This window comes from Streptomyces sp. B1866 (assembly GCF_031932565.1).
Classification (GTDB): domain Bacteria; phylum Actinomycetota; class Actinomycetes; order Streptomycetales; family Streptomycetaceae; genus Streptomyces.
The window spans coordinates 1-22,802 of the sequence record NZ_JAVSCF010000042.1; the positions used below are offsets into that span (position 1 = coordinate 1).

General features: G+C 73.7%; 19 protein-coding genes. 17 read left to right on the forward strand and 2 right to left on the reverse strand.

What is annotated here, in order from left to right; genetic code table 11:
* The 5 genes from RKE29_RS09050 to RKE29_RS09070 all read left to right on the forward strand — a co-directional run.
* On the forward strand, positions 1–884 hold an 884-nt coding region (locus tag RKE29_RS09050; protein WP_312004577.1), incomplete at its 5' end, for a trypsin-like peptidase domain-containing protein.
* A 231-nt stretch (positions 885–1,115) separates the two neighbouring features.
* Positions 1,116–1,865, forward strand: a complete 750-nt coding sequence (locus RKE29_RS09055; protein WP_312004578.1) for a response regulator transcription factor — start codon at positions 1,116–1,118, stop codon at positions 1,863–1,865.
* 32 nt (positions 1,866–1,897) lie between these two features.
* Positions 1,898–3,385 carry a HAMP domain-containing sensor histidine kinase gene (locus tag RKE29_RS09060; protein WP_312004579.1) on the forward strand — a complete coding sequence of 496 codons (1,488 nt, stop codon included), beginning with the start codon at positions 1,898–1,900 and terminating at the stop codon, positions 3,383–3,385.
* Between the two features lie 226 nt (positions 3,386–3,611).
* The gene (locus RKE29_RS09065; RefSeq protein WP_312004580.1) at positions 3,612–4,211 is read left to right on the forward strand and encodes a TetR/AcrR family transcriptional regulator; all 600 of its coding nucleotides are present in this window, start codon (positions 3,612–3,614) and stop codon (positions 4,209–4,211) included.
* Between the two features lie 125 nt (positions 4,212–4,336).
* Positions 4,337–5,845: an MFS transporter gene (locus RKE29_RS09070; RefSeq protein WP_312004581.1), complete on the forward strand. Its 1,509-nt coding sequence runs from the start codon at positions 4,337–4,339 to the stop codon at positions 5,843–5,845.
* A gap of 95 nt (positions 5,846–5,940) precedes the next feature.
* Here RKE29_RS09070 and RKE29_RS09075 read toward each other — a convergent pair whose 3' ends face one another.
* Positions 5,941–7,749 carry a bifunctional metallophosphatase/5'-nucleotidase gene (locus RKE29_RS09075; protein ID WP_312004582.1) on the reverse strand — a complete coding sequence of 603 codons (1,809 nt, stop codon included), beginning with the start codon at positions 7,747–7,749 and terminating at the stop codon, positions 5,941–5,943.
* A gap of 657 nt (positions 7,750–8,406) precedes the next feature.
* Between RKE29_RS09075 and mshD the strand changes: the two genes are divergently transcribed.
* The 3 genes from mshD (at position 8,407) to RKE29_RS09090 (ending at position 13,256) form a co-directional block, all read left to right on the forward strand.
* Complete coding sequence (gene mshD, locus RKE29_RS09080; protein ID WP_312004583.1) at positions 8,407–9,348, forward strand: mycothiol synthase; 942 nt, start codon at positions 8,407–8,409, stop codon at positions 9,346–9,348.
* 379 nt (positions 9,349–9,727) lie between these two features.
* Positions 9,728–12,031: an RNA degradosome polyphosphate kinase gene (locus RKE29_RS09085; protein WP_312004584.1), complete on the forward strand. Its 2,304-nt coding sequence runs from the start codon at positions 9,728–9,730 to the stop codon at positions 12,029–12,031.
* 178 nt (positions 12,032–12,209) lie between these two features.
* Positions 12,210–13,256, forward strand: coding sequence for a CHAD domain-containing protein (locus tag RKE29_RS09090; protein ID WP_312004603.1), 1,047 nt, complete (start codon positions 12,210–12,212; stop codon positions 13,254–13,256).
* Positions 13,257–13,426: 170 nt separating this feature from the next.
* Here the strand turns inward: RKE29_RS09090 and RKE29_RS09095 are convergent, their stop codons facing one another.
* Positions 13,427–14,458, reverse strand: a complete 1,032-nt coding sequence (locus RKE29_RS09095) for an aldo/keto reductase (protein ID WP_312004585.1) — start codon at positions 14,456–14,458, stop codon at positions 13,427–13,429.
* Positions 14,459–14,618: 160 nt separating this feature from the next.
* Between RKE29_RS09095 and RKE29_RS09100 the strand changes: the two genes are divergently transcribed.
* The 9 genes from RKE29_RS09100 to eccD all read left to right on the forward strand — a co-directional run bounded on the left by RKE29_RS09100 (position 14,619) and on the right by eccD (position 22,768).
* Positions 14,619–15,503, forward strand: coding sequence for a helix-turn-helix transcriptional regulator (locus RKE29_RS09100; RefSeq protein WP_312004586.1), 885 nt, complete (start codon positions 14,619–14,621; stop codon positions 15,501–15,503).
* Between the two features lie 194 nt (positions 15,504–15,697).
* The gene (locus RKE29_RS09105; protein ID WP_312004587.1) at positions 15,698–16,030 is read left to right on the forward strand and encodes a hypothetical protein; all 333 of its coding nucleotides are present in this window, start codon (positions 15,698–15,700) and stop codon (positions 16,028–16,030) included.
* Between the two features lie 83 nt (positions 16,031–16,113).
* Complete coding sequence (locus RKE29_RS09110; RefSeq protein ID WP_312004588.1) at positions 16,114–16,425, forward strand: pore-forming ESAT-6 family protein; 312 nt, start codon at positions 16,114–16,116, stop codon at positions 16,423–16,425.
* A 93-nt stretch (positions 16,426–16,518) separates the two neighbouring features.
* On the forward strand, positions 16,519–16,911 hold the full coding sequence (locus tag RKE29_RS09115) for a DUF6507 family protein (RefSeq protein ID WP_312004589.1): 393 nt from the start codon (positions 16,519–16,521) through the stop codon (positions 16,909–16,911).
* A complete protein-coding gene (locus tag RKE29_RS09120) occupies positions 16,908–19,358 on the forward strand; it encodes a hypothetical protein (RefSeq protein ID WP_312004590.1) in 2,451 nt (816 codons plus the stop codon). Before RKE29_RS09115 ends, RKE29_RS09120 begins: the two co-directional genes overlap by 4 nt.
* Positions 19,359–19,379: 21 nt before the next feature.
* The gene (locus RKE29_RS09125; protein WP_312004591.1) at positions 19,380–20,174 is read left to right on the forward strand and encodes a hypothetical protein; all 795 of its coding nucleotides are present in this window, start codon (positions 19,380–19,382) and stop codon (positions 20,172–20,174) included.
* A 143-nt stretch (positions 20,175–20,317) separates the two neighbouring features.
* The gene (locus RKE29_RS09130; protein ID WP_312004592.1) at positions 20,318–20,686 is read left to right on the forward strand and encodes a hypothetical protein; all 369 of its coding nucleotides are present in this window, start codon (positions 20,318–20,320) and stop codon (positions 20,684–20,686) included.
* 219 nt (positions 20,687–20,905) lie between these two features.
* Entirely contained in the window at positions 20,906–21,208 is a 303-nt protein-coding gene (locus tag RKE29_RS09135) for a hypothetical protein (protein ID WP_312004593.1), read from the forward strand.
* Between the two features lie 204 nt (positions 21,209–21,412).
* A complete protein-coding gene (gene eccD / locus RKE29_RS09140; protein WP_312004594.1) occupies positions 21,413–22,768 on the forward strand; it encodes a type VII secretion integral membrane protein EccD in 1,356 nt (451 codons plus the stop codon).
* Positions 22,769–22,802 lie beyond the last annotated feature (34 nt).

The window sequence follows — 22,802 nt, forward strand, 5'->3', positions numbered from 1 at the left end:
CGGACGCGGCGGGCCGGGCGCGCGGGCGGCGCCGGGGTGCCGCGCTGCTGGCCGCCGTGGCCCTGGTCGCGGCGCTCGCCGGCGGCGGCACGGCCGCGCTGGTCTCCGACTCCCAGAACACCACCGCCCGCCCGTCCGCCGGCGCTCCGGCCGTCAACGCGAACGCCTCCTCCTCCGGCAGCGTGGCCGCCGTGGCCGCCGCCGTCAGCCCGAGCATTGTGGAGATCAGCGCCACGACCGCCGACGGCCGGTCCACCGGCTCCGGCGTGATCGTCACCGCCGACGGCGAGATCGTCACCAACAACCACGTGATAGCCGGAGCCGACGCGATCCAGGTGACGTTCAGCGACGGCAGCAAGAAGAGCGCGACCGTCGTCGGCACCGACAGCGCCAAGGACCTGGCGCTGGTCAAGGTCTCGGGCGCGAGCGGCCTGAAGGCGGCGACCCTCGGCGACTCCGACTCCGTCCGGGTCGGCGACCAGGTGGTGGCCATCGGCTCTCCCGAGGGCCTGACCGGCACCGTCACCAGCGGCATCGTCTCCGCCCTGAACCGCGAGGTGACCGTGCCGAGGGACGAGAGCCGGGGGCGGCAGGGGGACGGGCGGTGGCCGTTCCAGTTCGGCGGCGGCGAGTTCAACGGCGACGTGGGCCGGTCGACCACCACCTACAAGGCCATCCAGACCGACGCGTCCCTCAACCCGGGCAACTCCGGCGGCGCGCTGATCAACATGAAGGGCGAGGTCATCGGCATCAACTCGGCGATGTACGCACCCGCCGGAGCCACCAGTTCGGCCACGGCGGGCAGCGTCGGCCTGGGCTTCGCCATCCCGGTCGACACCGTCAGGTCCGACCTGTCCGCGCTGCGCGGCGGCCGCCGCGCCTGAGGGACTGACGGCCGTACGGGATCGCGGCGCCCGGAGGAGGCCGGCAGCGCCGGGGCCGGGACCCGCGGACAGCGGGAACCGTGAGGAGCCGCCCCGGCCGCCCGCCACGCCTGCCCACCCCGCGACGGCTGCGCGTCCGTCCGGTCCGGCCGCCCGCTGCGGCCCGCCACGCGCGCGTGGCAGGCTGAACCCCGCCCGCCGCTCCCCGTCCCCCCCGTGAGGTACGCCCGTATGAGCACCGCCGAGCACGGCGACGCCCCCGCCCGCATCCTGATCGTCGACGACGAGCCGGCCGTGCGGGAGGCGCTGCGACGCAGCCTGGCCTTCGAGGGCTACGCGACCGAGACCGCCGTCGACGGTCTGGACGCGCTGGCCAAGGTCGGCGCCTACGACCCCGAGCTGGTGGTGCTCGACGTGCTCATGCCCCGCATGGACGGGCTGACCGCGGCGCGGCGGCTGCGCGCGGGCGGGGCGACCGTGCCGGTGCTGATGCTCACCGCGCGCGACACGGTCGGCGACCGGGTCACCGGGCTCGACGCGGGCGCCGACGACTACCTGGTCAAACCCTTCGAGCTGGACGAGCTGCTGGCCCGGATCCGGGCCCTGCTGCGCCGCAGCTCGTACGCCGCCGGGCCCGGGGGAGCGGCCCAGGACGACGGCCGCGAGCTGACCGTCGGCGACCTGCGGATGAACCGCGCCACGCGCGAGGTCTTCCGCGGCGGGCGGCGGGTGGAGCTGACCCGCACCGAGTTCACGCTGCTGGAGATGTTCATGGCGCACCCGCGCCAGGTGCTCACGCGCGAGCAGATACTCAAGGCGGTGTGGGGCTTCGACTTCGAGCCCGCGTCCAACTCGCTCGACGTGTACGTCATGTACCTGCGCCGGAAGACGGAGGCCGGCGGCGAGCCGCGCACGGTGCACACCGTGCGCGGTGTGGGCTACGTGCTGCGGCCCACGGCGCCGGACGGCGGACCGTCGTGAGCCGCGTGTCCCAGGTGTCCCAGGGGCCCCGCGTGAAGCGCGCCCTCCGCGGGCTGCCGCTGCGCTCCCGGCTGGCCCTGCTGACCGCGGTGGCGGTCGCCGTGGCGGTGGCCCTGTCCGCGCTCGCCTGCTGGCTGATCAGCCGGGAGCAGTTCACCGAGCAGCTCGACACGTCCCTGCGCGGCGCGCGGGCCGACGACGACTACGTACAGCTGCTGTGGAGCCGGTGCCGGGAAGGGGACACCGCGGAGCCGGCCCCCGCGGCAGCCCTCGGCAAGCCGAAGCCCGGCACGTACTACACGGTGCAGGTCGTACTGGCGGACGGGCGGGTGTGCTCGGGCGGGCCGGAGGGCTCCCCGCACATCCCCGCCCGGCACCGGGACGTGGCCGTCGCGCGGGGCCAGCGCCACTCCGCGCTGCACACCGCGGTGGACTCCGAGGGCCGGCGCATGCGCGTCTACACCTACCAGCCCGGGAACCGGCTGCTCGCTTCGCGCGGGATCGCGGTTTCGGTGGCCCGCCCGCTGAGCGAGGTCGAGGAACCGCTCAGGAAGCTCGCCGTGATCCTGCTCGCCGTGGCGGCGGTGGGCGTGCTGGGCGCGGCGACGGCGGGGCTGTGGATCGCCCGCGCGGGCCTGAAGCCGGTGGACCGGCTGACGGAGGCGGTCGAGCACGTGGCCCGCACCGAGGACCTGGCCGTGCGCATCCCGGTGTCGGGCGAGGACGAGATCGCCCGGCTGTCCCGGTCGTTCAACGCGATGACCGCGGCGCTGGCGTCCTCCCGCGCGCTCCAGCAGCAGCTCATCGCCGACGCCGGGCACGAGCTGCGCACGCCGCTGACCTCGCTGCGTACGAACATCGAGCTGCTGTCGCGCAGCGAGCAGACCGGCCGGGCGCTGCCGCCCGAGGACCGCCGGGCGCTGCTGGCCAGCGTCACCGCGCAGATGACCGAGCTGGCCGCGCTGATCGGCGACCTCCAGGAGCTGGCCCGGCCGGAGGCGCTGCCCGGCAGTCGGCCGCCGCGCGTGGTGGGGCTGCACGACGTGGCCCTCGCCGCCCTGGAGCGGGCCCGGCTGCGGGCCGCCGACCTGGCCATCGAGGCCCGGCTGACGCCCTGGTACGTACGGGCCGAGCCGGCCGCGCTGGAGCGGGCGCTGGTGAACCTGCTCGACAACGCGGTGAAGTTCAGTCCTTCGGGTGGTGTGATCGAGGTCGCGCTCCGAAGCGGAGAGCTGACGGTGCGGGATCATGGGCCCGGTATTCCGCCCGAGGAGCTGCCGCACGTCTTCGAGCGGTTCTGGCGCTCGCCGTCCGCGCGCAGCCTGCCCGGCTCGGGCCTCGGCCTGTCGATCGTGGCCCGCGCGGTCCGGCAGGCCGGCGGGGAGGTGGCGCTGGCCCCGGCCCCGGGCGGCGGCACCGTCGCCCGGCTCCGCCTGCCGGGCGCCCCCACCCCGCCCCCGGACCTGCCTCCCGAGGAGCCCCCGAGCCCGCCGCCTCACCCTGCCCCGCCGCTGGGCTGACCTCGTGGGAGCGGGCGGTACGCGCGCGCATCGCCCGCCCACGCGTACCGTCCGCCCGCGCGTGCGGTGCGCCCGCGCGTACCGCCCAGGCCCCGCCGCCCGGCCCCGCCGGGGCGGCGGCACGCGGATCCGGCCGTACTTCCGCGCCCGGTTGCGTTCACCCGGCACCCGCCCTATCCTCGAATATAGAACGAGACGGTCTCGTTCCATCAGTGAGGTGCAGCCCATGCTCGCGCACGGTCCGATCATCCGGACCCGCCGCCCCCGAATGACCCCCGAGCGGGAGGCGGAGGTGCTCGCCGGCGTCGTGGAAGTGCTGCGCGAGGTCGGGTACGAGAGCCTGACGATGGACGCGGTGGCCGCCAGGGCGCGGTGCGGCAAGGCCACCCTCTACCGGCAGTGGCAGGGCAAGCCCCAGCTGGTCGCCGCCGCCCTGCACGCCCACCGGCCCGCGCGTGCGGGCGAGATCGACACGGGGAGCCTGCGCGGGGACTTCGTCACGCTGGTCACCCGGATCGCCGAGCGGACACAGCGGGACACCCCGCTGCTCATGACGATCGCGCACGCCGGGCTGAACGACCGCGACCTCGCCGTGGCCCTGCGGCAGTCGCTGATCGCCCCCGAGGCGGCCAACCTGTCCCGGTTCGTGGAGCGGGCGGTCGAGCGCGGGGAGCTGGCGCACCGGCCGGCCGCTGCCGACTTTTTGCCGCAAATGCTGTTTGCAAGCATCACACTTCGGCCACTGCTTGAGGATGAGTTCATCGATGCCGACTACCTGACCCGGTTCGTCGACGGGGCCCTGCTGCCCGCGCTGCGGCACTCCTGACCCCGGCGCCCGTACCGACGAGCCCGCGCGGTGCGGTACGCCGCAGGCCGTGAAGACCGCGCGGGCCCCCGACGCCCCTCACCGCACCCCCCATACGCCCTCGTCCGCAGGGAGAACTCAAGACCATGCCCCGCTCCACCGCCACACCCGAGGGCGCCTTCACCAAGGCGTCCGGTCAGCACCCCGAGGGGGCGAGCCGGCACCGCTGGTGGGTCCTGGCCGTCATCGGCCTCGCCCAGGTGATGGTCGTCCTCGACGCCACGATCGTGAACATAGCCCTGCCCTCGGCGCAGAAGGACCTGGGCTTCTCCGACGGCGACCGGCAGTGGGTGGTCACCGCCTACGCCCTGGCCTTCGGCAGCCTGCTGCTGTTCGGCGGCCGGCTCGCCGACCTGCTCGGCCGCAGGGTCACCTTCCTGGTGGGCCTGGTCGGCTTCGCCGCCGCCTCCGCGCTCGGCGGCGCGGCCGGCAGCTTCGAGGTGCTGGTCGCGGCCCGCGCCCTACAGGGCGCGTTCGGCGCGCTGCTCGCCCCGTCCGCCCTGTCCCTGCTGACCACCACGTTCACCGATCCGAAGGAGCGCGGCAAGGCGTTCGGCGTCTACGGCGCCATCGCGGGCGCCGGCGGCGCGATCGGCCTGCTGCTCGGCGGTCTGCTGACCGAGCACCTGAGCTGGCGCTGGACGCTGTACGTGAACCTGCTCATCGCCGGCCTCGCCATCGTGGGCGCCGTCGTCTTCCTCCAGCGCACCGCCCGTGACCGGAACGCGAAGCTGGACGTGCCCGGTGTGGTGCTGGTCTCCAGCGGCCTGTTCTGCATCGTCTACGGCTTCGCCAACGCCGAGTCCCACGACTGGGGCTCGCCGCAGACCTGGGGCTTCCTGATCGCCGGCGTGGTGCTGCTGACCGTCTTCGTGACCTGGCAGACGCGGGCCGCGCACCCGCTGCTGCCGCTGCGCGTGCCGCTGGACCGCAACCGCGGCGCGTCGTACCTGTCCGTGCTGATCACCGCGGTCGGCATGTTCGGCGTGTTCCTGTTCCTGACCTACTACCTCCAGCAGATCCTCGGCTACACGCCGGTCAAGACCGGTCTGGGCTTCCTGCCGATGATCGGCGCGCTGATGATCACGGCCAACCTGGCCACGAACGTGCTGCTGCCGCGCCTGGGCCCCAAGCCGGTGGTGCCGCTGGGCATGGGCCTGGCCGGGGCCGGGCTGGTGTGGATGACCGGCCTCGACCTGGACTCCACCTACGCCGCCCACGTGCTGCCGCCGCTGGTGGTCACCGGGCTCGGCATCGGCCTGATGATGGCCACCGCCATGAACGTGGCCACCGCCGGCGTCGACCCGCGCGACGCGGGCGTGGCCTCGGCCATGGTCAACACCATGCAGCAGGTCGGCGGCTCGGTCGGCACCGCGCTGCTGAACTCGCTGGCCTCCACCGCCGCCCAGAACTACGTCAAGGGCAAGCAGCCCAGCCCCGACCTGGTGGCCAGGGCCCAGCTGCACAGCTACTCGACCGCCTACTGGTGGTCGGCGGGCTTCTTCGCGGCCGGCCTGGTGATATCCGGGCTGCTCTACCGCAGCGGCAAGGTCCGGGCCCTGTCCGTGGAAGGCGCCCCCGCCGTCCACGCCTAGGCCGTACGCCGGTAGCCCCCCACGTGCCGTGCGTACGTGGCGGCCCGCCTCCCCGCGCCAGAAGGGGAGGCGGGCCGCGCGCGCGACAGGCGCGGCTACCGCACGATCCGGATCCGGTCCGCCGCGGGCGGGGCCAGCGGCGCGGACGGCGCGGAGTGCGCGCCCAGGTAGCCGGTGAAAGCCTCCAGGTCCGAGGCGCCCACCAGCTTGTCCGTGCCCTCCCTGAACACCGGGAAGCCGTCGCCGCCGCCGCCCAGGAACTCGTTCACGGCCACCCGGTAGGTCCTCGCCGCCGCCAGCGGCTCGCCGTTCAGCCGCACCGAGTCCGCCACGATCCGGTCCGCGCCGGTCCTGGTCGTATCCAGCGTGTAGGTGAGCCCCTTCGACACCTGGAGGATGCGCGGCGCGGCCTGGTTCGCGCCGCTGACCTGCTGCCGCAGCACGGTCAGCAGCTGCTCCCCGGTCAGGGTGAGCACGTTCAGCATGTTGGTGAACGGCTGCACCGTGAACGCCTCACCGTAGGTCACCACCCCGTCGCCCTCGCTCCCCGACGCCGGATAGGCCAGGTCGGAGCGGATGCCGCCGGGGTTCATCAGCGCCAGCTGCGCGCCGCCCCGGTCGGGCGCCGACGTGGCCTCCAGCTGCGCGTCGGCGACCACGTCGCCCAGCGGCGACTCGTACGCGCCCGACCCGCGCCCGGGGATGTCCGCCGACACGTACCCGACCGGCCGGGAGGCCACCGGCGCGGCCAGCTTGTTCCAGCGGGAGATCAGCTCGGTCATGTCGGGCGCCTTGGGGCGCTGCCGGTCCACCACGTGGTTGGCCGAGGCGCCCGCCCGCACGCTGGTGCGCACGATGTCGCGGGTGCGCCGGTCGTAGGTCAGCGTGGTGTCGGTGTACAGCCGGCCGAAGGACGCGGCGGAGGTGACCAGGCGCGGGGTGCCGGACGGGTCCGGGATGGTGCACACGTACGCCTGGTGGGTGTGGCCGGTGACCAGCGCGTCGACCGACGGCGAGATGCGCCGGGCGATGTCGGTGATCGGGCCGGAGATGCCGCTGCCCGGGCCGGGGCTGCCGCAGGAGTCGTTGTACGCCGACGACACCGGCAGGCCGCCCTCGTGGATGAGGGCGACGACGGCCCGGACGCCCTGCCGCTCCAGCTCCCTGGCGTACGTGTTGATCGTCTCGGCCTCGTCGTGGAACGTCAGGCCCTTGACGCCCTCGGCCGTGACCACGTCCGGCGTGCCCTCCAGCGTGACGCCGACGAAGCCGATCTTCACGCCGTGGTGCTTCCACACCCAGTAGGGCCTGAGGATCGGCTTGCCGGTCCTCTCGTCGGTCACGTTGGCGGCCAGGTACGGGAAGTCGGCGCCGGGGAAGGTCTTCCCGTCCTCGTAGCAGCCGTCCTTCGGGTGGCAGCCGCCGCTTTGCATGCGGGCCAACTCGGTGGCGCCCTCGTCGAACTCGTGGTTGCCCACCGACGACACGTCCAGGTCGAGCTTGTTCAGCGCCTCGACCGTCGGCTCGTCGTGGAACAGGCCGGACAGCAGCGGGCTGGCGCCGATCATGTCGCCGCCCGCGGCGGTGACGGAGTACCGGTGTCCCGCGCGTGCCTGCCGCAGCGCCGTGGCCAGGTACTCCACGCCGCCGGCCGGTATCGCCTTGGTGGTGCCGTCCGGCTGCCGCTCGGTCACCGTCCCGGAGGAGCCCTGCGGCGGCTCCAGGTTCCCGTGCAGGTCGTTGAACGACAACAGCTGTACGTCGACGGTGCGGCCCATGCCGTCCGCGGCCGCCGGGTCCGCGCCCGCAGGAGCGGCGTACAGCACGCCGACCGTGGCCGCGAGCGCCGCCGCGACCGCGGCCAGCCGGCGCGCCACCGGGCGCCGCTGGGGTTTCGCTGGCATCAGGTTCCCCTCTGCTTTCGCTCGTGTGGGGGGTCTGGCTCGGGTGAGAGTCCTTCAGGCGTCAGCCGCGCGGCAGCTTACGGTCTGCGCGCGTAGCGCGGCAGAGGACCGGAGTTACGAGCTGGTTGCGCGCGGGCGGACGTCCGGTGCGGGGCCGCGCCGTCCCTGGCGCGCGGGCGGCCCCGCACGGCGTACGTTCGCCGGGGGACGCGCGGCGCCGGGGGCCGCCGCCTGGCGCGCCGCCCGCGCGGCGGTAGGGGGAGATCGCCACGGAGCAGGGGTCGCGCGCGGGAGTGCCGGGCGGCGGCGGGGGAAGATCCCCAGTACTGGTACAGCACGAGAGAGTTCCCACGATGAGAGAATGCGATCACGACTGGGTCGAGTGGGGCGGCGCCGTGCGGTGCCGCAAGTGCGGTGTGACGCAGAGCTGACCCACGGTACGGGCGGGCGGCACCCCGCCCGTGCGCGCCGGGCCGCCCCGGGCGCCCGCGCCGGATCCGGCGGGATCCGCTGACCCGGCCGGGTCCGCCGGTCTCGGCTGACCCGGCGGGGGCCGCGGACGCGTTCCCACGCCCGGCGGACACCCGCGCTCCGCACCCGGCGTCGGACCACCGGAGAGCCGTGGGCGGGGCCGGGGGCGGGACGTAGGCTCGGATCATGAGTGACGTGCTGAGCGACCCCTTCGGCGGCAGGCGCATCGAGGTCCTGGACGAGCTGAGCCCCGCCGTGGCCGAGGACGTGCGGCGGCTGCTGTCCGACGCCGCGCGCGTGGACGGCCAGCAGGCCGTCTCCGAGCAGGGCAGGCTGCGGCTGCGCGGACGGCGGGCCGGCGTGCGCCACCTGGTGGTGCGCGACCGCACCGGCGAGCTGGTCGGCTACGGCCAGCTGGAGGACACCGACCCGGTGGAGGCGCCGGCCGCCGAGCTGGTCGTGCACCCCGCCGAGCGCGGCCGGGGGCACGGCCGGGCGCTGGGCGCGGCGCTGCTTCGGGAGTCCGGCAAGCGGCTGCGGGTGTGGGCGCACGGCGGGCACGCCTCCGCCCGCCACCTCGCGCAGACCCTGGGCCTGTACCGCTTCCGCGAGCTGCGGCAGCTGCGCCGGCCGCTGGCGCCCCTGGCCGAGCTGGACATCCCCGAGCCCGCCCTGCCGCCCGGCGTGGCCGTACGCGCCTTCCGGCCCGGCGCGGACGACGCCGCGTGGCTGGCCGCCAACGCCGAGGCGTTCGCACACCACCCCGAGCAGGGCGCCCTCACCCAGGCCGACCTGGACGACCGCAAGGCCGAGCCGTGGTTCGACCCGGCGGGCTTCTTCCTGGCCGAGCGGCCGGCGGAGGGCGGCGAGATCATCGGCTTCCACTGGACCAAGGTGCACGCCGAGGACCGGCTCGGCGAGGTGTACGTGGTGGGGGTGCGGCCCTCGGCGCAGGGCGGCGGCCTGGGCGCGGCGCTGACCGCCGTGGGCCTGCGGCACCTGGCCGCCCGGGGCCTGCCGGCGGCGATGCTGTACGTCGACGCGGACAACACCGCCGCCGTCACCGTCTACGAGCGGCTGGGCTTCACCACGTACGAGACGGACCTGATGTACCGCACGGAGTCCTGAGGCCGGGCGCCGGGCGGTCCCGGCCGGTACGGTCCCGGCCGGGACGTGCGGGGAGCCCGGCCGCCCCGTACCGCCGCCCGCCGGCCCGGCTCCGTGCCGCGCGCCCGGCGGTCCCGTACCCGGAAACCGCCCAGACGGCTCGTACCAGGGGTTACCAAGGTCATACCGGGGCAGACTGGGGGCAACGGCCCGGCCGGTGAGTGCGGGACGGACCCCGATTTCCTACGCGCCATGTCTCCGTTACCGGTCATTCAGAAACCATTGCGAACATCGCTGAATGCAGCCCGCTGTGCCGAGTTCCAGGAGCCGGAGACTCCGCGCGGCCCCGCCGCCGGCCTCCGAGCCGCCCGACCGGGCCGTGGCGCGGAAAAATGGAGTCATGAACCAGTCCAGCGGTCAGGCGCCCGACACCCCCCCACCGGGATCGCAGCCGTCCGTCGGCTCGATCGCCGCCCACCGGCCGCACGCCGTCGCGGCCCCACCGGTCCGTGAGCTCGACCCGGACCTGGACGCGGACGTGGACGGCTACCCGGAGGACTACGAGCGCGGCTACCCGGAGAAGTACCAGAAACACCAGAACGGCGGCTACGCGGACGGCGACCAGGAGCCCGGCGGCGAGCTGCCGCAGGGCCGGTTCCTGGACCGCGAGCGCAGCTGGCTGGCCTTCAACGAGCGGGTGCTGGAGCTGGCCGAGGACCCGGCCACCCCGCTGCTGGAGCGCGCGAACTTCCTGGCGATCTTCGCCGGCAACCTCGACGAGTTCTTCATGGTGCGCGTCGCCGGCCTCAAGCGCCGCATCGCCACCGGCGTCGCCACCCGCTCCGCCTCCGGCCTCCAGCCCCGCGAGGTGCTGGAGCAGATCTGGACCCGCTCCCGCGAGCTGATGGCCCGGCACGCCGCCTGCTACCAGCAGGACGTCTCCCCGGCGCTGGCCGAAGAGGGCGTTCACCTCATCCGCTGGCCGGACCTGAGCGAGGAGGAGCAGGGCCGCCTGTTCACCCTCTTCCGCCAGCAGATATTCCCCGTCCTCACCCCGCTGGCCGTCGACCCCGCGCACCCCTTCCCGTACATCTCGGGCCTGTCGCTGAACCTCGCGGTCGTCGTGCGCAACCCCGTCACCGGCCACGACCACTTCGCGCGCGTGAAGGTGCCGCCGCTGCTTTCGCGCTTCCTGGAGGCATCCCCGCAGCGGTACGTCCCGCTGGAGGACGTGATCGCGGCGCACCTGGAGGAGCTGTTCCCCGGCATGGAGGTGCTCGCGCACCACATGTTCCGCGTCACGCGCAACGAGGACCTGGAGGTCGAGGAGGACGACGCGGAGAACCTGCTCCAGGCGCTGGAGAAGGAGCTGCTGCGCCGCCGCTTCGGACCCCCGGTGCGCCTGGAGGTCGAGGAGACCATCGACCCGTACGTGCTGGACCTGCTGGTGCGCGAGCTGAAGGTCTCCGAGGCCGAGGTCTACCCGCTGCCCGGCCCGCTGGACCTGACCGGCCTGTTCGAGATGGCCTCCCTGGACCGGCCCGAGCTGAAGTACCCCAGGTTCGTCGCCGGCACCCACCGCGACCTGGCCGAGGTCGAGTCCGCCAGCCCGCCGGACATCTTCGCCGCGCTGCGCGAGCGGGACGTGCTGCTGCACCACCCGTACGACTCCTTCTCCACCTCCGTGCAGGCGTTCCTGGAGCAGGCCGCCGCCGACCCCGACGTGCTGGCCATCAAGCAGACCCTCTACCGCACCTCCGGCAAGTCGCCGATCGTGGACGCGCTCATCGACGCCGCCGAGTCCGGCAAGCAGGTGCTCGTCCTGGTGGAGCTGAAGGCCCGCTTCGACGAGCAGGCGAACATCAAGTGGGCGCGCAAGCTGGAGGAGGCCGGCTGCCACGTCGTCTACGGCCTGGTCGGCCTGAAGACCCACTGCAAGCTGTCGCTCGTGGTCCGCCAGGAGGGCGACACGCTGCGCCGCTACTCGCACGTGGGCACCGGCAACTACCACCCCAAGACCGCCCGCCTGTACGAGGACCTGGGCCTGCTGACCGCCGACCCGAAGGTCGGCGCCGACCTGTCCGACCTGTTCAACCGGCTCAGCGGCTACTCGCGCCGGGAGAACTACCGCCGCCTGCTCGTCGCGCCCAAGTCGCTGCGCGACGGGCTGGTGTCCCGCATCACGCGCGAGATCACCCACCACCGCGCGGGCCGCCCCGCGTACGTGCGCATCAAGGTCAACTCGATGGTGGACGAGGCGGTCATCGACGCCTGCTACCGGGCCGCCCGCGCGGGCGTGCCGGTCGACATCTGGGTGCGCGGCATCTGCGCGCTGCGGCCGGGCGTGCCGGGCCTGTCGGAGAACATACGCGTGCGGTCCGTCCTGGGCCGGTTCCTCGAACACTCGCGCGTGTTCGCGTTCGGCAACGGCGGCGAGCCCGAGGTGTGGCTCGGCAGCGCCGACATGATGCACCGCAACCTCGACCGGCGCATCGAGGCGCTGGTCCGCGTCACCGACCCCGCGCACCGCTCCGCCCTCAACCGCCTGCTGGAGACCGGCGTGTCCGACTCCACCGCCTCCTGGCACCTCGGCCCGGACGGCAACTGGACCCGGCACGCGACCGACAGCGAGGGCATGCCGCTGCGGAACATCCAGGAAACGCTCATCGACGCCCGGAGGCGCCGGCGTGGCACATCGACGTGACCTGCGGGTGGAGCTGCCGGCCCAGGCCCAGGCCCCGGGCGGCGCCCAGCCCGGCGGGCCCCAGGCCGATGGACCCCAGGCCGATGGACCGCGGGCCGGCGCCGGGTCCCAGCCCGCGGGCGGCGGTCCCGGGCCGCACCGCACGGGCCCCGCGCCCACCGCGGCCACCGCGGCCACCGTGAGCGCCTCCGCCGCCACCGCGGGCGAGGTGCTGGCGGCGTACCTGCACGCGCAGGCCGGCGACTTCCTGCGCGCCCTGCGCCTGCACCGCGACAGCGGCCAGTCCGGCGGCTGCGCCCAGGAGGCGGCCGACGCCGCCCACCTGCTGCGCCGCGCCGCCCGCCGCACCATAGGCACCCTGCACGTCTACCGGCAGCTCACCGACACGTCCTGGGCCGACCCGCTGCGCTCCGAACTGGCCTGGCTCACCGACACCCTCGCCCGCGAGCACGCCTACGCCGCCCGCCTTGAGCGGCTGCGCGCGGCCCTGCACCGGCTGGCCGGCAGCACCGCCCAGCCGGACGTGGGTCCCGCGCGGGCCGGCGCCCTGCTGGAGCGCCAGCTGACCCTCGCCCGCACCCGCGCGCACACCGCCGCACTCCAGGCCCTGGGCTCCGCCCGCTTCCACGCCGTCGCCGACGCCGTCGCCCTGCTGGCCTCCGAGGTGCCGCTGGACGAGACCGCCGCCCGGCCCGCCGCCCAGGTGCTGCCGCGACTCGCCGACCTCGCCCGGCTGCGCCTGGCCGAGGCCGTCGGCGCCCTGCCGCTGGCCCGCGCCCAGCACCCGTACAGCGGCGACGGCCTCGCCCAGGGCCTCGCCCCGGTGCCCGCCGACGGCCCGTCGCCCGGCGAGGCCCACGACGAGCCGTGGCACGCGGTGCGCCGCCTGGTGCGCATGCGGCGGTACGCGCTGGAGGTGCTGGAGGAGGCCCAGCGGCACGACGGCGCGGGCACCGGCCCGCACGGCGCCGACCCGGCCGCCTCCGTGCGCCTGCTGGCCGCCGGACAGGCCCTGGAGCGGCACCGGGAGGCCGCCGACGCCGCCACGGCCGCCGCCACCGCCGCCCGTACGCCCCGGATCGCCCCGGCCACGGCCTACGCGCTGGGCGTGCTGCACGCCGACCAGCGGCACGAGGTGGAGGCGGCGCGCTTCACCTTCGGCCGGGTCTGGCAGCGGATGGCGCCGGGCCCGCTGGGCGGGGAGGGCCGCGGCGACGGCGTGTGAGCGCGCGGCCCCTGCCCGGCAGACGGCGGACCCGCGCGCCGACGGCACCGGCCGAACCCGGCCCGCCCCGAACGCCCGGAACCAGACGGCCGTAGAAACCGGAACCGGGCAGCCGCAGAGGCCGGAACCAGACGGCCGTAGGTAGAGACCAGAGACCAGAGCCCAGCGGCTCAGCGCCGCCGCAGCGACGCGTCGGCCAGCGCGGGCGGCACGTAGTAGGCGTCCGCCCGGTTCAGGTCCACGCCCGGCGGCACGATCTCGTCGATCCGGTCCAGGACGTCCCCGGTCAGCTCCACGTCCGCGCCGATCAGCAGGTCGTCCAGCTGCTCCAGCGTGCGCGGCCCGATGATCACCGACGAGACGGCCGGGTGGGCCCGTACGAACGCGACCGCCAGGTGCGGCAGCGACAGACCCGCCTCGCCCGCGAGCTTGGCCAGCTCGTTCACGGCCGTGAGCTTGGCGGCGTTCTCCGGCAGCGACGGGTCGAACTTGTGCCGCTCCAGGGCCGTGCGGGTGGTGCCGGAGTCCAGGTCGATGTCGGTCGCCTGCGTGTAGCGGCCCGACAGCCAGCCCGCCGACAGCGGGCCCCAGGTCAGCACGCCCATCCCGTACCGCTGCGCGGTCGGCAGCACGGCGGCCTCGACGCTGCGCGCCAGGATCGAGTACGGCGGCTGCTCGGTGCGGAAGCGGACGTACCCGCGCCGCTCGGAGACCCAGTGGGCCTCCACGATCTGCTCGGCCGGGAAGGTCGAGCAGCCCACCGCCCGCACCTTGCCGGACCGCACCAGGTCGGTCAGGACGTCCAGCGTCTCCTCGACGTCGGTCGCCGGGTCCGGCCGGTGGATCTGGTACAGGTCGATGTGGTCGGTGCCCAGGCGGCGCAGGCTGTCCTCGACGGCGCGGGTGATCCAGCGCCGGGAGTTGCCGCGGTGGTTGTCGTCCGGGCCCATCTGGTTGTGGACCTTCGTCGCCAGTACGACGTCGTCGCGGCGGTCCTTGAGGGCCTTGCCGACGATCTCCTCCGACTCGCCGCTGGAGTAGATGTCGGCCGTATCGACGAAGTTGATACCGGCGTCCAGGGCCCGGTGGACGATCCGTACCGACTCGTCGTGGTCCTTGTTGCCCCAGGCGCCGAACATCATCGCGCCGAGCGCGTACTCACTGACCGAGATGCCGGTGCCGCCGAGGATTCTGCGCTTCATGGGATGGTCGCCTCGCCTGTTCACGTTTTCGGGTTCCGGGATACGTCCCAGCCTCCGTCCCGCGCGGGTGCCCGACCAGGCCCGGACCAACCTGGGTCCACCAGGACCACCTTCTCCCGACCCCGGGGCCGCCCCGCGCGTGCGGCGGATAATGGTCCGCATGGGGTATCCCGAACTGGAGACCAGCGCCTTCCTCAAGGCACGCCGAGCGGCGCTCGACCCGGCCGAGCTGGGCCTGCCCGGCGCCCGCGCCCGGCGCCGCGTGGGCGGCCTGCGCCGCGAGGAGGTCGCCCAGCTGGCCGGGATGAGCGTCGACTACTACACGCGCATCGAGCAGGGCCGGGCGAACGCCATCTCGGACGCGATCGTGGACGCCATCGCGCGCGCGTTGCGCCTGACCCCCGACGAGCACACCTACCTGCGCAACATCACCCAGCGCCGCCGCCCCCGACCCGCCGCCGGCTCCCGCCCGCCGCGCCCCGCCGCCCGCCCGCGCGTACGCCCGCAGATCCGCCAGGTGCTCGACGCGCTGGACGCCACGATCCCCGCGTTCGTCTACGGCCCGGCGCTGGACGTCCTGGCCTGGAACCGGCTCGGCAACCGCGTGTCCTTCGACCTCGACACCCTCCCCGAGGACCGCCGCAACGGCGCCCTGATGTTCTTCCTGCACCCCGACGCCAAGGCCCTCCACCCGGACTGGGAGACGGTCGCCCGCGAGACGGTGGCCACCCTGCGCGCCGAGGCGGGCCGCACCCCGGAGAGCCCGCGGCTGTGCGAGGTGGTGGGGGAGCTGCGGGAGCGCAGCGAGTACTTCTGTGACCTGTGGGAGGCGCAGGCGGTCAGCGAACGCGTCAACGGCACGAAGCGCATCCTGAACCCGCTGGTGGGCGAACTGGTCCTGACGTACGAGGTCTTCGCGCTGCCCGCCGACCCCGGCCTGGTGCTGTGCACGTACACGGCGGAACAGGGCTCCCGCACGGCGGAGGCCCTGCGGGAGCTGGCGGCGGGGGAGCCGGTGGGGGCGGTCCCGGCCACGGTGGCGTGACCCCGGCCGGGTCGTCACCGCGCGAGAATCAGCCGCGGCAGGCGAGAGTTTTCCCGCGCAGACGTCGGGGACGGGAGGTGCCAGACAGCCCTGTCACGTGCTTGTCACAGCATGAGCATTCCGGTTGCCTGGTCGGCCGCGAGGCGATAACGATGGTCGGACCTACGACGATCCAACCTGGCGAGGGGAGCCCGATGAAGTTCGACATGGGGGCGCAGGTTCTGTCGACTCTGATGTCGCAGTCCCGCGGTTCGAGTGAGGATCTCGGAGTGCTGATCCGCCAGTTGGTGCAGGCGGCGCAGCCGCTGGAGGGGAAGTTCAACGGGGCGGGGAAGGCCGCGTTCGACGCGTTCAAGGCGCGGTCGGACGAGATCGCCGCGTCGCTGAACAGCGCGCTGGCGGCGATTCTCGGCGGTCAGTCGGGGATGGAGTCGGCGTTCGGCTCGGGCGACCAGGAACAGGGTGACAACGCGCGGTCGCAGATGGCCGCGGCGAACTTCGACGCGGCCCGTTTCTCGGGTCGCTGACACACGCTCAGCCGCGCTCGGGCTCACGTCCGGCAGCGCGGCCGTGCAGGTACGGGGACAATCTCAGCGGGGAGTGGAATCCGGTGGCTGGTGGCAGTGACCGTCGTTCGTACGACACGGGGGCGTCCGCGGACGCGCAGGGCAACATCCAGGCGGTGATCGCGCGGCTGGAGCAGGTGATCACGGCTCGGGACAACCAGGTCAAGGCGGCGATGGCGGACTTCGCGGCGGACGGCGTGGCGGATGAGTACCACGCCAAGGAGCTGCGCTGGAACAGCGCGTCGCAGGAGGTCAGGAACATCATCCAGCTGCTGAAGACGACGCTGGAGAAGAACGACGCCACCGCGCAGCAGACGCTTTCGCGAGCCAAGTCCGCGGTGGACAACATCGGCTGACCCCCGGCCGTGTCACCTTTGCGGGCAGCCGGGACGAGGGGTGCCGCAGGCAGGCCGGGACGACGGGCGACGGGGAGTTTCAAGGGGTAGCGCATGACCGGCTGGGATCTGAAGCCGCAGGGTATCCAAGGTGTGCTGAGGACGACGGGGGAAGTCGCCGGAAAGATCGAGACGTACGCGAAGGCCTACGGAGACCATCTGCAGTCGGCCGCCACGAGCGCGGGCACCATCAGCGCCGAAGGCGGCGGCCAGGGCGGTGAGAAAGCCGTGGGCGGCCTGGTGGCCCTGGCCCTGTCGCAGTTCGCCGAGCACACCACACCCGATCTGAAGTTTATCGCGGCCAGGGCCGGAAAGTCGCTGACCGGTGCGGTGGAGGCGACGGCCGCGTACCTGAACGGGGATCTGGAGATGGCGGCCGACGCGCAGCGCAAGGCGCTGGGCGCGGTGGATCTGGATCTGACGAAGCCGGGAGTGCAGGCCAGGTGATCAACCCGGACGCCATTCCGCAGTACACCGGTGACCTGGCCCAGCTGGAGAAGGACTACGCGGACCTGAAGACGGACGCCGGGCACATTCGCGACACCGGCGCGGCCGTGCACTCCCGCTTCCAGGGCCTGTCCGCCTATTACCGGGCCCCCGAGGCCGAGCAGCTGTTCGCCACCACCCACGCTGTGAAGGACCGCGCCGACGGCTTCGCCGACAACCTGGAGAAGGTCTCCTCGGCTCTGTCGGACTACGCCGCCGAGATCCGTCCGCTGGTGTCGAAGCTCGCCCAGCTCAAGAGTGACGCCACGCGGTTCGTCAACGACACGAAGAACGACGACGACTGGCAGTACGACGGGGACAAGGTCGACGAGCACAACCGGCTCCGCGACGACATCACGGCCACGGTCGCGGCGTTCTGGGCGGCGGAACGCACCTGCCACAACAAGATCACCGCTCTGTTCGGCGGCACGCAGATGGTGGCGGGTGACGGCTCGGACCGCAAGGACCAGTACGGTTTCGACGCCGACGACATGAAGAACGCCAAGGTGCCGTGGGGCGATCCGGTCGAGGAGAAGCACCACTGGTACGAGGCAGGCCACTGGATCAAGTCCTTTGTCTGGGACGGGCTGATCGTCGACGGTGTATGGGGCACCATCAAGGGGCTTGGCACCCTCGTCGGCTTCGGTGGCTGGGATGCCATGGGCCAGGCGTGGAAAGGCCTCGCCCAACTCGGCACCGGCCTGGCCATCACCACCATCCCCGGTGCCGGCGCCGCCTTCTGGGCCCTGCCCGACGACAAACTCCCCGGATGGCTGCGCGACTCCCGCACCGCCATGAAACAGACCGGCAAGGCACTGGTCGCCTGGGACGAGTGGGGCAAGAACCCGGGCCGCGCCGCGGGCGCGGTCACCTTCAACGTGGTCACCACCGTCTTCACCGGCGGCGCCGGCGGCGCCGCCTCCGGCGCCGGCAAGGCGGGCGCGGTCGCCAGGACTCTGTCGCTGGCCGGCAAGGCGGGCCGGGTCATCGACCCGATGGCCTACATCGCCAAGGGCGCCGGCGCGGGGCTGTCCAAGGTCGGCGATATCGCCAAGGGTCTGCGCGGCGTCGGGAACATCGAGATCCCCCGGCTTCCGGACAACGCCGTCACGCTGCCGGAGGGCTCGCTACGGCTGCCGGACGGCACCGTCCGCCTGCCCGAGGGCGCGGACGTCCCCCAAGGCGCGGTGCAACTGCCGGACGGCACCGTGAAGGTGCCCGACGGCGTGCCGGCGTTGCCCGAGGGGGCCACCCGGCTGCCCACCGACCCGGGCCAGCCGGCCCGCTACTTCGATAGGCAGGGCAACTACCTCGACGAGCACGGCAACGTCCTCGGCGATGTCGGCGACGCGCCCCGGGGAGGTTCCCCCACCACCGGCCCGGCCTCGGCCACGGACATCCCCCGCACCGGAACTCCCGACCAGGAGCCGGCCCTGGCCGGCGCGGGCGCTCACGTGCCCGACGCCCCGGTCCAGGCCGTCCGGACCGGCGACAGCCTCGGCGGCATCGGCAGGGCCGGGGACGACCTGCCGACGGCCGGCCGTGGTGATCACCTGCCGGGCGGGCAGGCCGGCGATCACCTGCCCGGAGGCCACGCGGGCGACCACGGTCCCGGGCCGTCGGCGAGCCACGAGCCGCCGGCCGGCCACACCGGCGGTCCCGGCGACGGCCCCACGGGGGGGCACGGCGACGGTCCGGGAGGCGGCGGACACGAGGGTCCCGTCGGCGGACACCAGGAAGGCCCAGCAGGCGGCGGACACGACACCTCTGCGGGCGGGCACGCCGACGGCCCCGGCAGCGGTGGCGGACACGAGGGTCCGCCACCCCCCGGAGACAGCCCGGCAGGCCCAGGGGACCGCAAGCCCGGACTCATCCGGCAGGACGACCACTTCACCGCCGAGCACAATGCAAAGGGCCAGCGCAAGGCGCACCTCAACGCCCACGGCGATCTGGTGCCCGCCAATCCGGACGGCAACGCCAGCGTCGTCGACCACGTGGTGGGGCGCGACCCCGCCAAGTCGGACAGCCCCTTCATCTCCCTCAGCTCGGAAGGGGCCCACGCGAAGGCGTTCGGCTCCAACCGTATCCGGGTGGACCTGGAGCGGCTGGAACGCGACCTCGCCAGCGGGCGACTCCAGGGTGTCGAGGTGTACCCGCCCGAGCGGGTACAGAGCATCATCCAGGAGAACGCCGACCGGATCGCCGGCCGGCACGTGGACCTGACCATCCCACCGGGTTCCACCAAGGCGCAGGCCGAGGAGTACGCACGGTCGCTGGGCCTGAGCAACAGCAAGGCCAAGCGGATCGCTCAGCGTATGGTCGACATGATGAACACCAAGCGGGACCAGGAGTGGCTGATCAAGGGTGTCGTCCCGCGCGAGTACATCGAGGGGCCGTTCAGTGGGTGAGTCGGTGTGGAGGAGTCAGACGTGAGCCGGTTCGAGGAGTTGCTCGGCACGGATTTCGACGGCCGGCCGACCACGGACCTGGACGACGTCGTCTACGAGGGACTGGACGACTCTCGTCACCGTGAGCGGGTGCCGGGACTCGTCGCTCTCATGAACGACGAGTCGGCCGCCGAGCGGGAGCGGTTCCTGGCCTGCGTCGCGTTGACGACGTGGGCCGAGCCGGCGGGCTACGACGCCGTGGTACGCGCCGCCGCGGACCCGAAGCGGGCACCGTGGTACGACATCCTGATCGACCGCAAGTTCTCCGTCGACAACACCTTCGCCCAGCTCTCGCTCGCGGTGTCCGACAGTGATGTCCTGGCCGAGGAGAAGGGGACGCTCGATCAGCGCGTCGAGGCGTTCCGCTCCCTGGTGCGCATCGCCGACAGCGAGTACTTCGACGAGAAGCTGGGTGACCTGCTGGACGCCCGGAGCGTCGCGGCGGTCCTGCCCGACATCCGGGCCGTCGTGGGACGCGGCGTGGCGGCCCTGGCCGCGCGTGAGCCGTCGTCCTTCGACCTGGCCACCCAACTCGTCGACCTGGCCGCCGCGGTGGCGACCGTGGACGGGCCCACGGCGGTCGGTCTCGCCACGGACGTCCTGGGCTCCGCCGCGTCCCAGCGAGCGCTGATCCACGCGGTGGCGATCGTGCACCGTTCGAGGTCGCCGGAATGCCGCCGGTTCGGGGAGTACCTGTCGACCATCGGTGACGACGAGGTACGTGCGCAGGTCGCGGCCGCCCAGGCCCGCCGAGAGGACGGAGGCCGGCCGTCATAGCCTCGCGAGCCTCCCGCCCACCGCCGTGCTCGACGAGGCCGAGCGGCGGTCCGAAGCGGACGGTGCGGTGACCGTGGGTCCTGCCCAGGTAGCACAAGACGAAAGGCACAACCATGAGCCGGGAACGGCAGGTTTCCCCCCGGATGACGGAGGCACTTCCGTTTGAGGAGGTCGACAGCCCACCGCGCTACGCGACGACCACGGACAAGCCGGTCCAATACGTGACCGTGGCGAATCGGCAGGGGACGGTTCTCGGTTACGTATGGGCCAGCGACGAGGACGACGCGGCGGGGTGGAAGGTCAGGCGGGCAGGAGGCGACGAGGCGTTCAACATGGGTGCCCTGTACGTATCCAGACTCCATGATGCAAAGGCCCGCGGCATCGCCCCGACTGCGGCGCTTGCGGAGCTGATCCGGGACTCCGACACCGACAAGCCCAGCCACGTCGTTCCCGGATCTCTGAGGCAGGCCCCGGGTCTGGAAGTGGTGAAAGACCTCGCCGGCAAGGGTTGACGCATCATCGCTTCGCCGGAAACGGTTCTCGCGCTTGCGCCGACGTCGTGGCCCCGGCCGGAACCGTTCAGCGCCCCGTCGAGACTGATCGGAGACGCCTGGCATGGTGCTCCACTGCGGGCGGAGCCGTCTGCCGGACGGTGTGCGCGGACGACGGCAGACGTACGATGACCGGCCGCGCGCATGACTGAAGCGGACGGCAGACGGACGACGAGGCGGATGGCAAGGGACTACGACAGCCAGCTCCTGGAGTCGGTGGCGGTACGCCGGCGCAGGCTGCGGGACGCGCTGCTGTTCGGCGCTCAGCGGGCGCGGCGCACGGGGGACGAGCGGCTGGGCAAGGTGTTCTCCGGGATCGCCGTCGCGGCCGTGCTGTGCGCGGGGTGCGTGGGGTGGTCGTTCCTCCAGCACACGCTGGAGGAGCAGAAGGCCGAGCAGGAGAAGCGTCAGCGGCAGGAACAGCAGTACGAGCGGCCGGTGGAGCCAACGGCGTCGGCGGTGCCCACGGGGAGCGCCCGGTGATGCTCGGCCGCCACGCGCCGCGCGCGCCGACTCGCGGAGCGTCGGCCGCACCGGTACGGCACGTGGCGCGCCGGGATCGTCAGCGGGGCACGGCAGGGATTCCGGGACGAACACTGAACGGGTCGGGAACGGGTAAGGCGCCAGTAGCATGAGCACATCAACACGTCAGGGGGCGTTCGACGCCGCGACGATAGGTTGTTGCACGTGGTGAGCACAGCGACGACGTCCCGGGCGGGTCTGAGCCGGGTGACCCTGGTGGGCGAGCGGCGTCGGGCCGACATCGTCCTGCCCTCCGACACGCCGATCGGGCAGCTGCTGCCCGACATCCTGCGGCTGCTGGACGACCGGGTCGCGGCACGCCCGATGTCCCGGCAGCTGATCACTGCCGACGGGTCCGCCCTGCCGCACGGCAGCACGCTGGCGTCGGCGCAGGTCGCCGATGGCGCCGTGCTGCGGCTCGTACGGGCCCATGCGGCGCCGCCGGCTCCCATCGTGCACGATGTCACCGACCTGGTGGCCGACGACCTGGACCTGCGGGCCTGGCGCTGGCGGCCCGCGGCGCGCCGGGCCGGCGCGGGCGTGGCGGCCGTGGCCTTCGCGGTGACCGCCGCGCTGATGGCCCGCCACGAGTACGCGCCCGGCCCCCTCGCGGGCGCCCTCGCCGCGACCGCGCTGGCCCTCGTCCTGGCCGGCGTGCCGGCCGCGCGGATCGGCCAGGGCAACCGCGGGCTGGCCACGGCGCTGCTGCTGGCCTCCGGGTGTCTGGGGGTGCTGGCCGCGTGGACGGCCGCCGACGCCCGCGGCTGGCCGGGGACGGGGCGGCTGGCCGCCGTCGCGGGCGTGCTCGTCCTGGCGCTGGTGCTGCTCGGGTGCTTCTCGCCGCTCGGCCGCGGCGGGCTCGTCTGCGCCGGTGCCGCCGCCGCGCTCGCTGCCGGGTGGGAGGCGGTCGCCGCGGTGCAGGACGATCCGGCCCGGCTCGGTGCCGTGATGGCCGTCGTCTCCGTGGTCCTGCTCGGCCTGCTGCCCCGGCTGGCCCTGACCGCTTCGGGCCTGACCGCGCTGGACGACCGGCGCTCCGGCGGGGCCTCGGTCAGCCGCCACCAGGTGGCGGGCGCACTCGCCGCCACGCACCGCGGCCTGGCCCTGGCCACGATCGTCACCGCGGTCTCCGCCGCGGCGGGCGGCTGGCTGCTCACCCGGACCGGCGAGCCGACCGCGTGGACGGTGGTGCTCTGCTCGGTCACGGCTCTGGTGCTGTTGTCCCGGGCGCGCGCCTTCCCGTTGATCGCCGAGGTGGTGGCGCTGCTGGCCGCGTCCGCGGTCCTCGTGGTGCGGCTCGCGTGGCTGTGGCTGGTGCACGCGGGAGGCGCGGGGCCGTTCGCCGTGCTGGGCGCGGCCGCGCTGCTGCCGCTGCTCGTCCTGGCTGTACGGCCGCCCGAGCACGTGCAGGTCCGGCTGCGGCGGGTGGCCGACCTGGTGGAGTCCATGGGGGTCGTGGGGCTGTTCCCGCTCGCCGTCGGCGTGTTCGGGGTGTACGGGCAGCTTCTCCACAAGTTCTGAGGTCGTCACGTGCGGGCGCTTCGGGCGCGCGGCG

Bases quoted from the DNA above. Each gene is read 5' to 3' on its own strand.
- RKE29_RS09055 (WP_312004578.1), top strand. From the start codon at position 1,116: ATGAGCACCGCCGAGCACGGCGACGCCCCCGCCCGCATCCTGATCGTC.
- RKE29_RS09065 (WP_312004580.1), top strand. From the start codon at position 3,612: ATGCTCGCGCACGGTCCGATCATCCGGACCCGCCGCCCCCGAATGACC.
- RKE29_RS09070 (WP_312004581.1), top strand. From the start codon at position 4,337: ATGCCCCGCTCCACCGCCACACCCGAGGGCGCCTTCACCAAGGCGTCC.
- RKE29_RS09075 (WP_312004582.1), bottom strand. From the start codon at position 7,749: ATGCCAGCGAAACCCCAGCGGCGCCCGGTGGCGCGCCGGCTGGCCGCG.
- mshD (WP_312004583.1), top strand. From the start codon at position 8,407: ATGAGTGACGTGCTGAGCGACCCCTTCGGCGGCAGGCGCATCGAGGTC.
- RKE29_RS09085 (WP_312004584.1), top strand. From the start codon at position 9,728: ATGAACCAGTCCAGCGGTCAGGCGCCCGACACCCCCCCACCGGGATCG.
- RKE29_RS09095 (WP_312004585.1), bottom strand. From the start codon at position 14,458: ATGAAGCGCAGAATCCTCGGCGGCACCGGCATCTCGGTCAGTGAGTAC.
- RKE29_RS09100 (WP_312004586.1), top strand. From the start codon at position 14,619: ATGGGGTATCCCGAACTGGAGACCAGCGCCTTCCTCAAGGCACGCCGA.
- RKE29_RS09105 (WP_312004587.1), top strand. From the start codon at position 15,698: ATGAAGTTCGACATGGGGGCGCAGGTTCTGTCGACTCTGATGTCGCAG.
- RKE29_RS09115 (WP_312004589.1), top strand. From the start codon at position 16,519: ATGACCGGCTGGGATCTGAAGCCGCAGGGTATCCAAGGTGTGCTGAGG.
- RKE29_RS09130 (WP_312004592.1), top strand. From the start codon at position 20,318: ATGACGGAGGCACTTCCGTTTGAGGAGGTCGACAGCCCACCGCGCTAC.
- RKE29_RS09135 (WP_312004593.1), top strand. From the start codon at position 20,906: ATGGCAAGGGACTACGACAGCCAGCTCCTGGAGTCGGTGGCGGTACGC.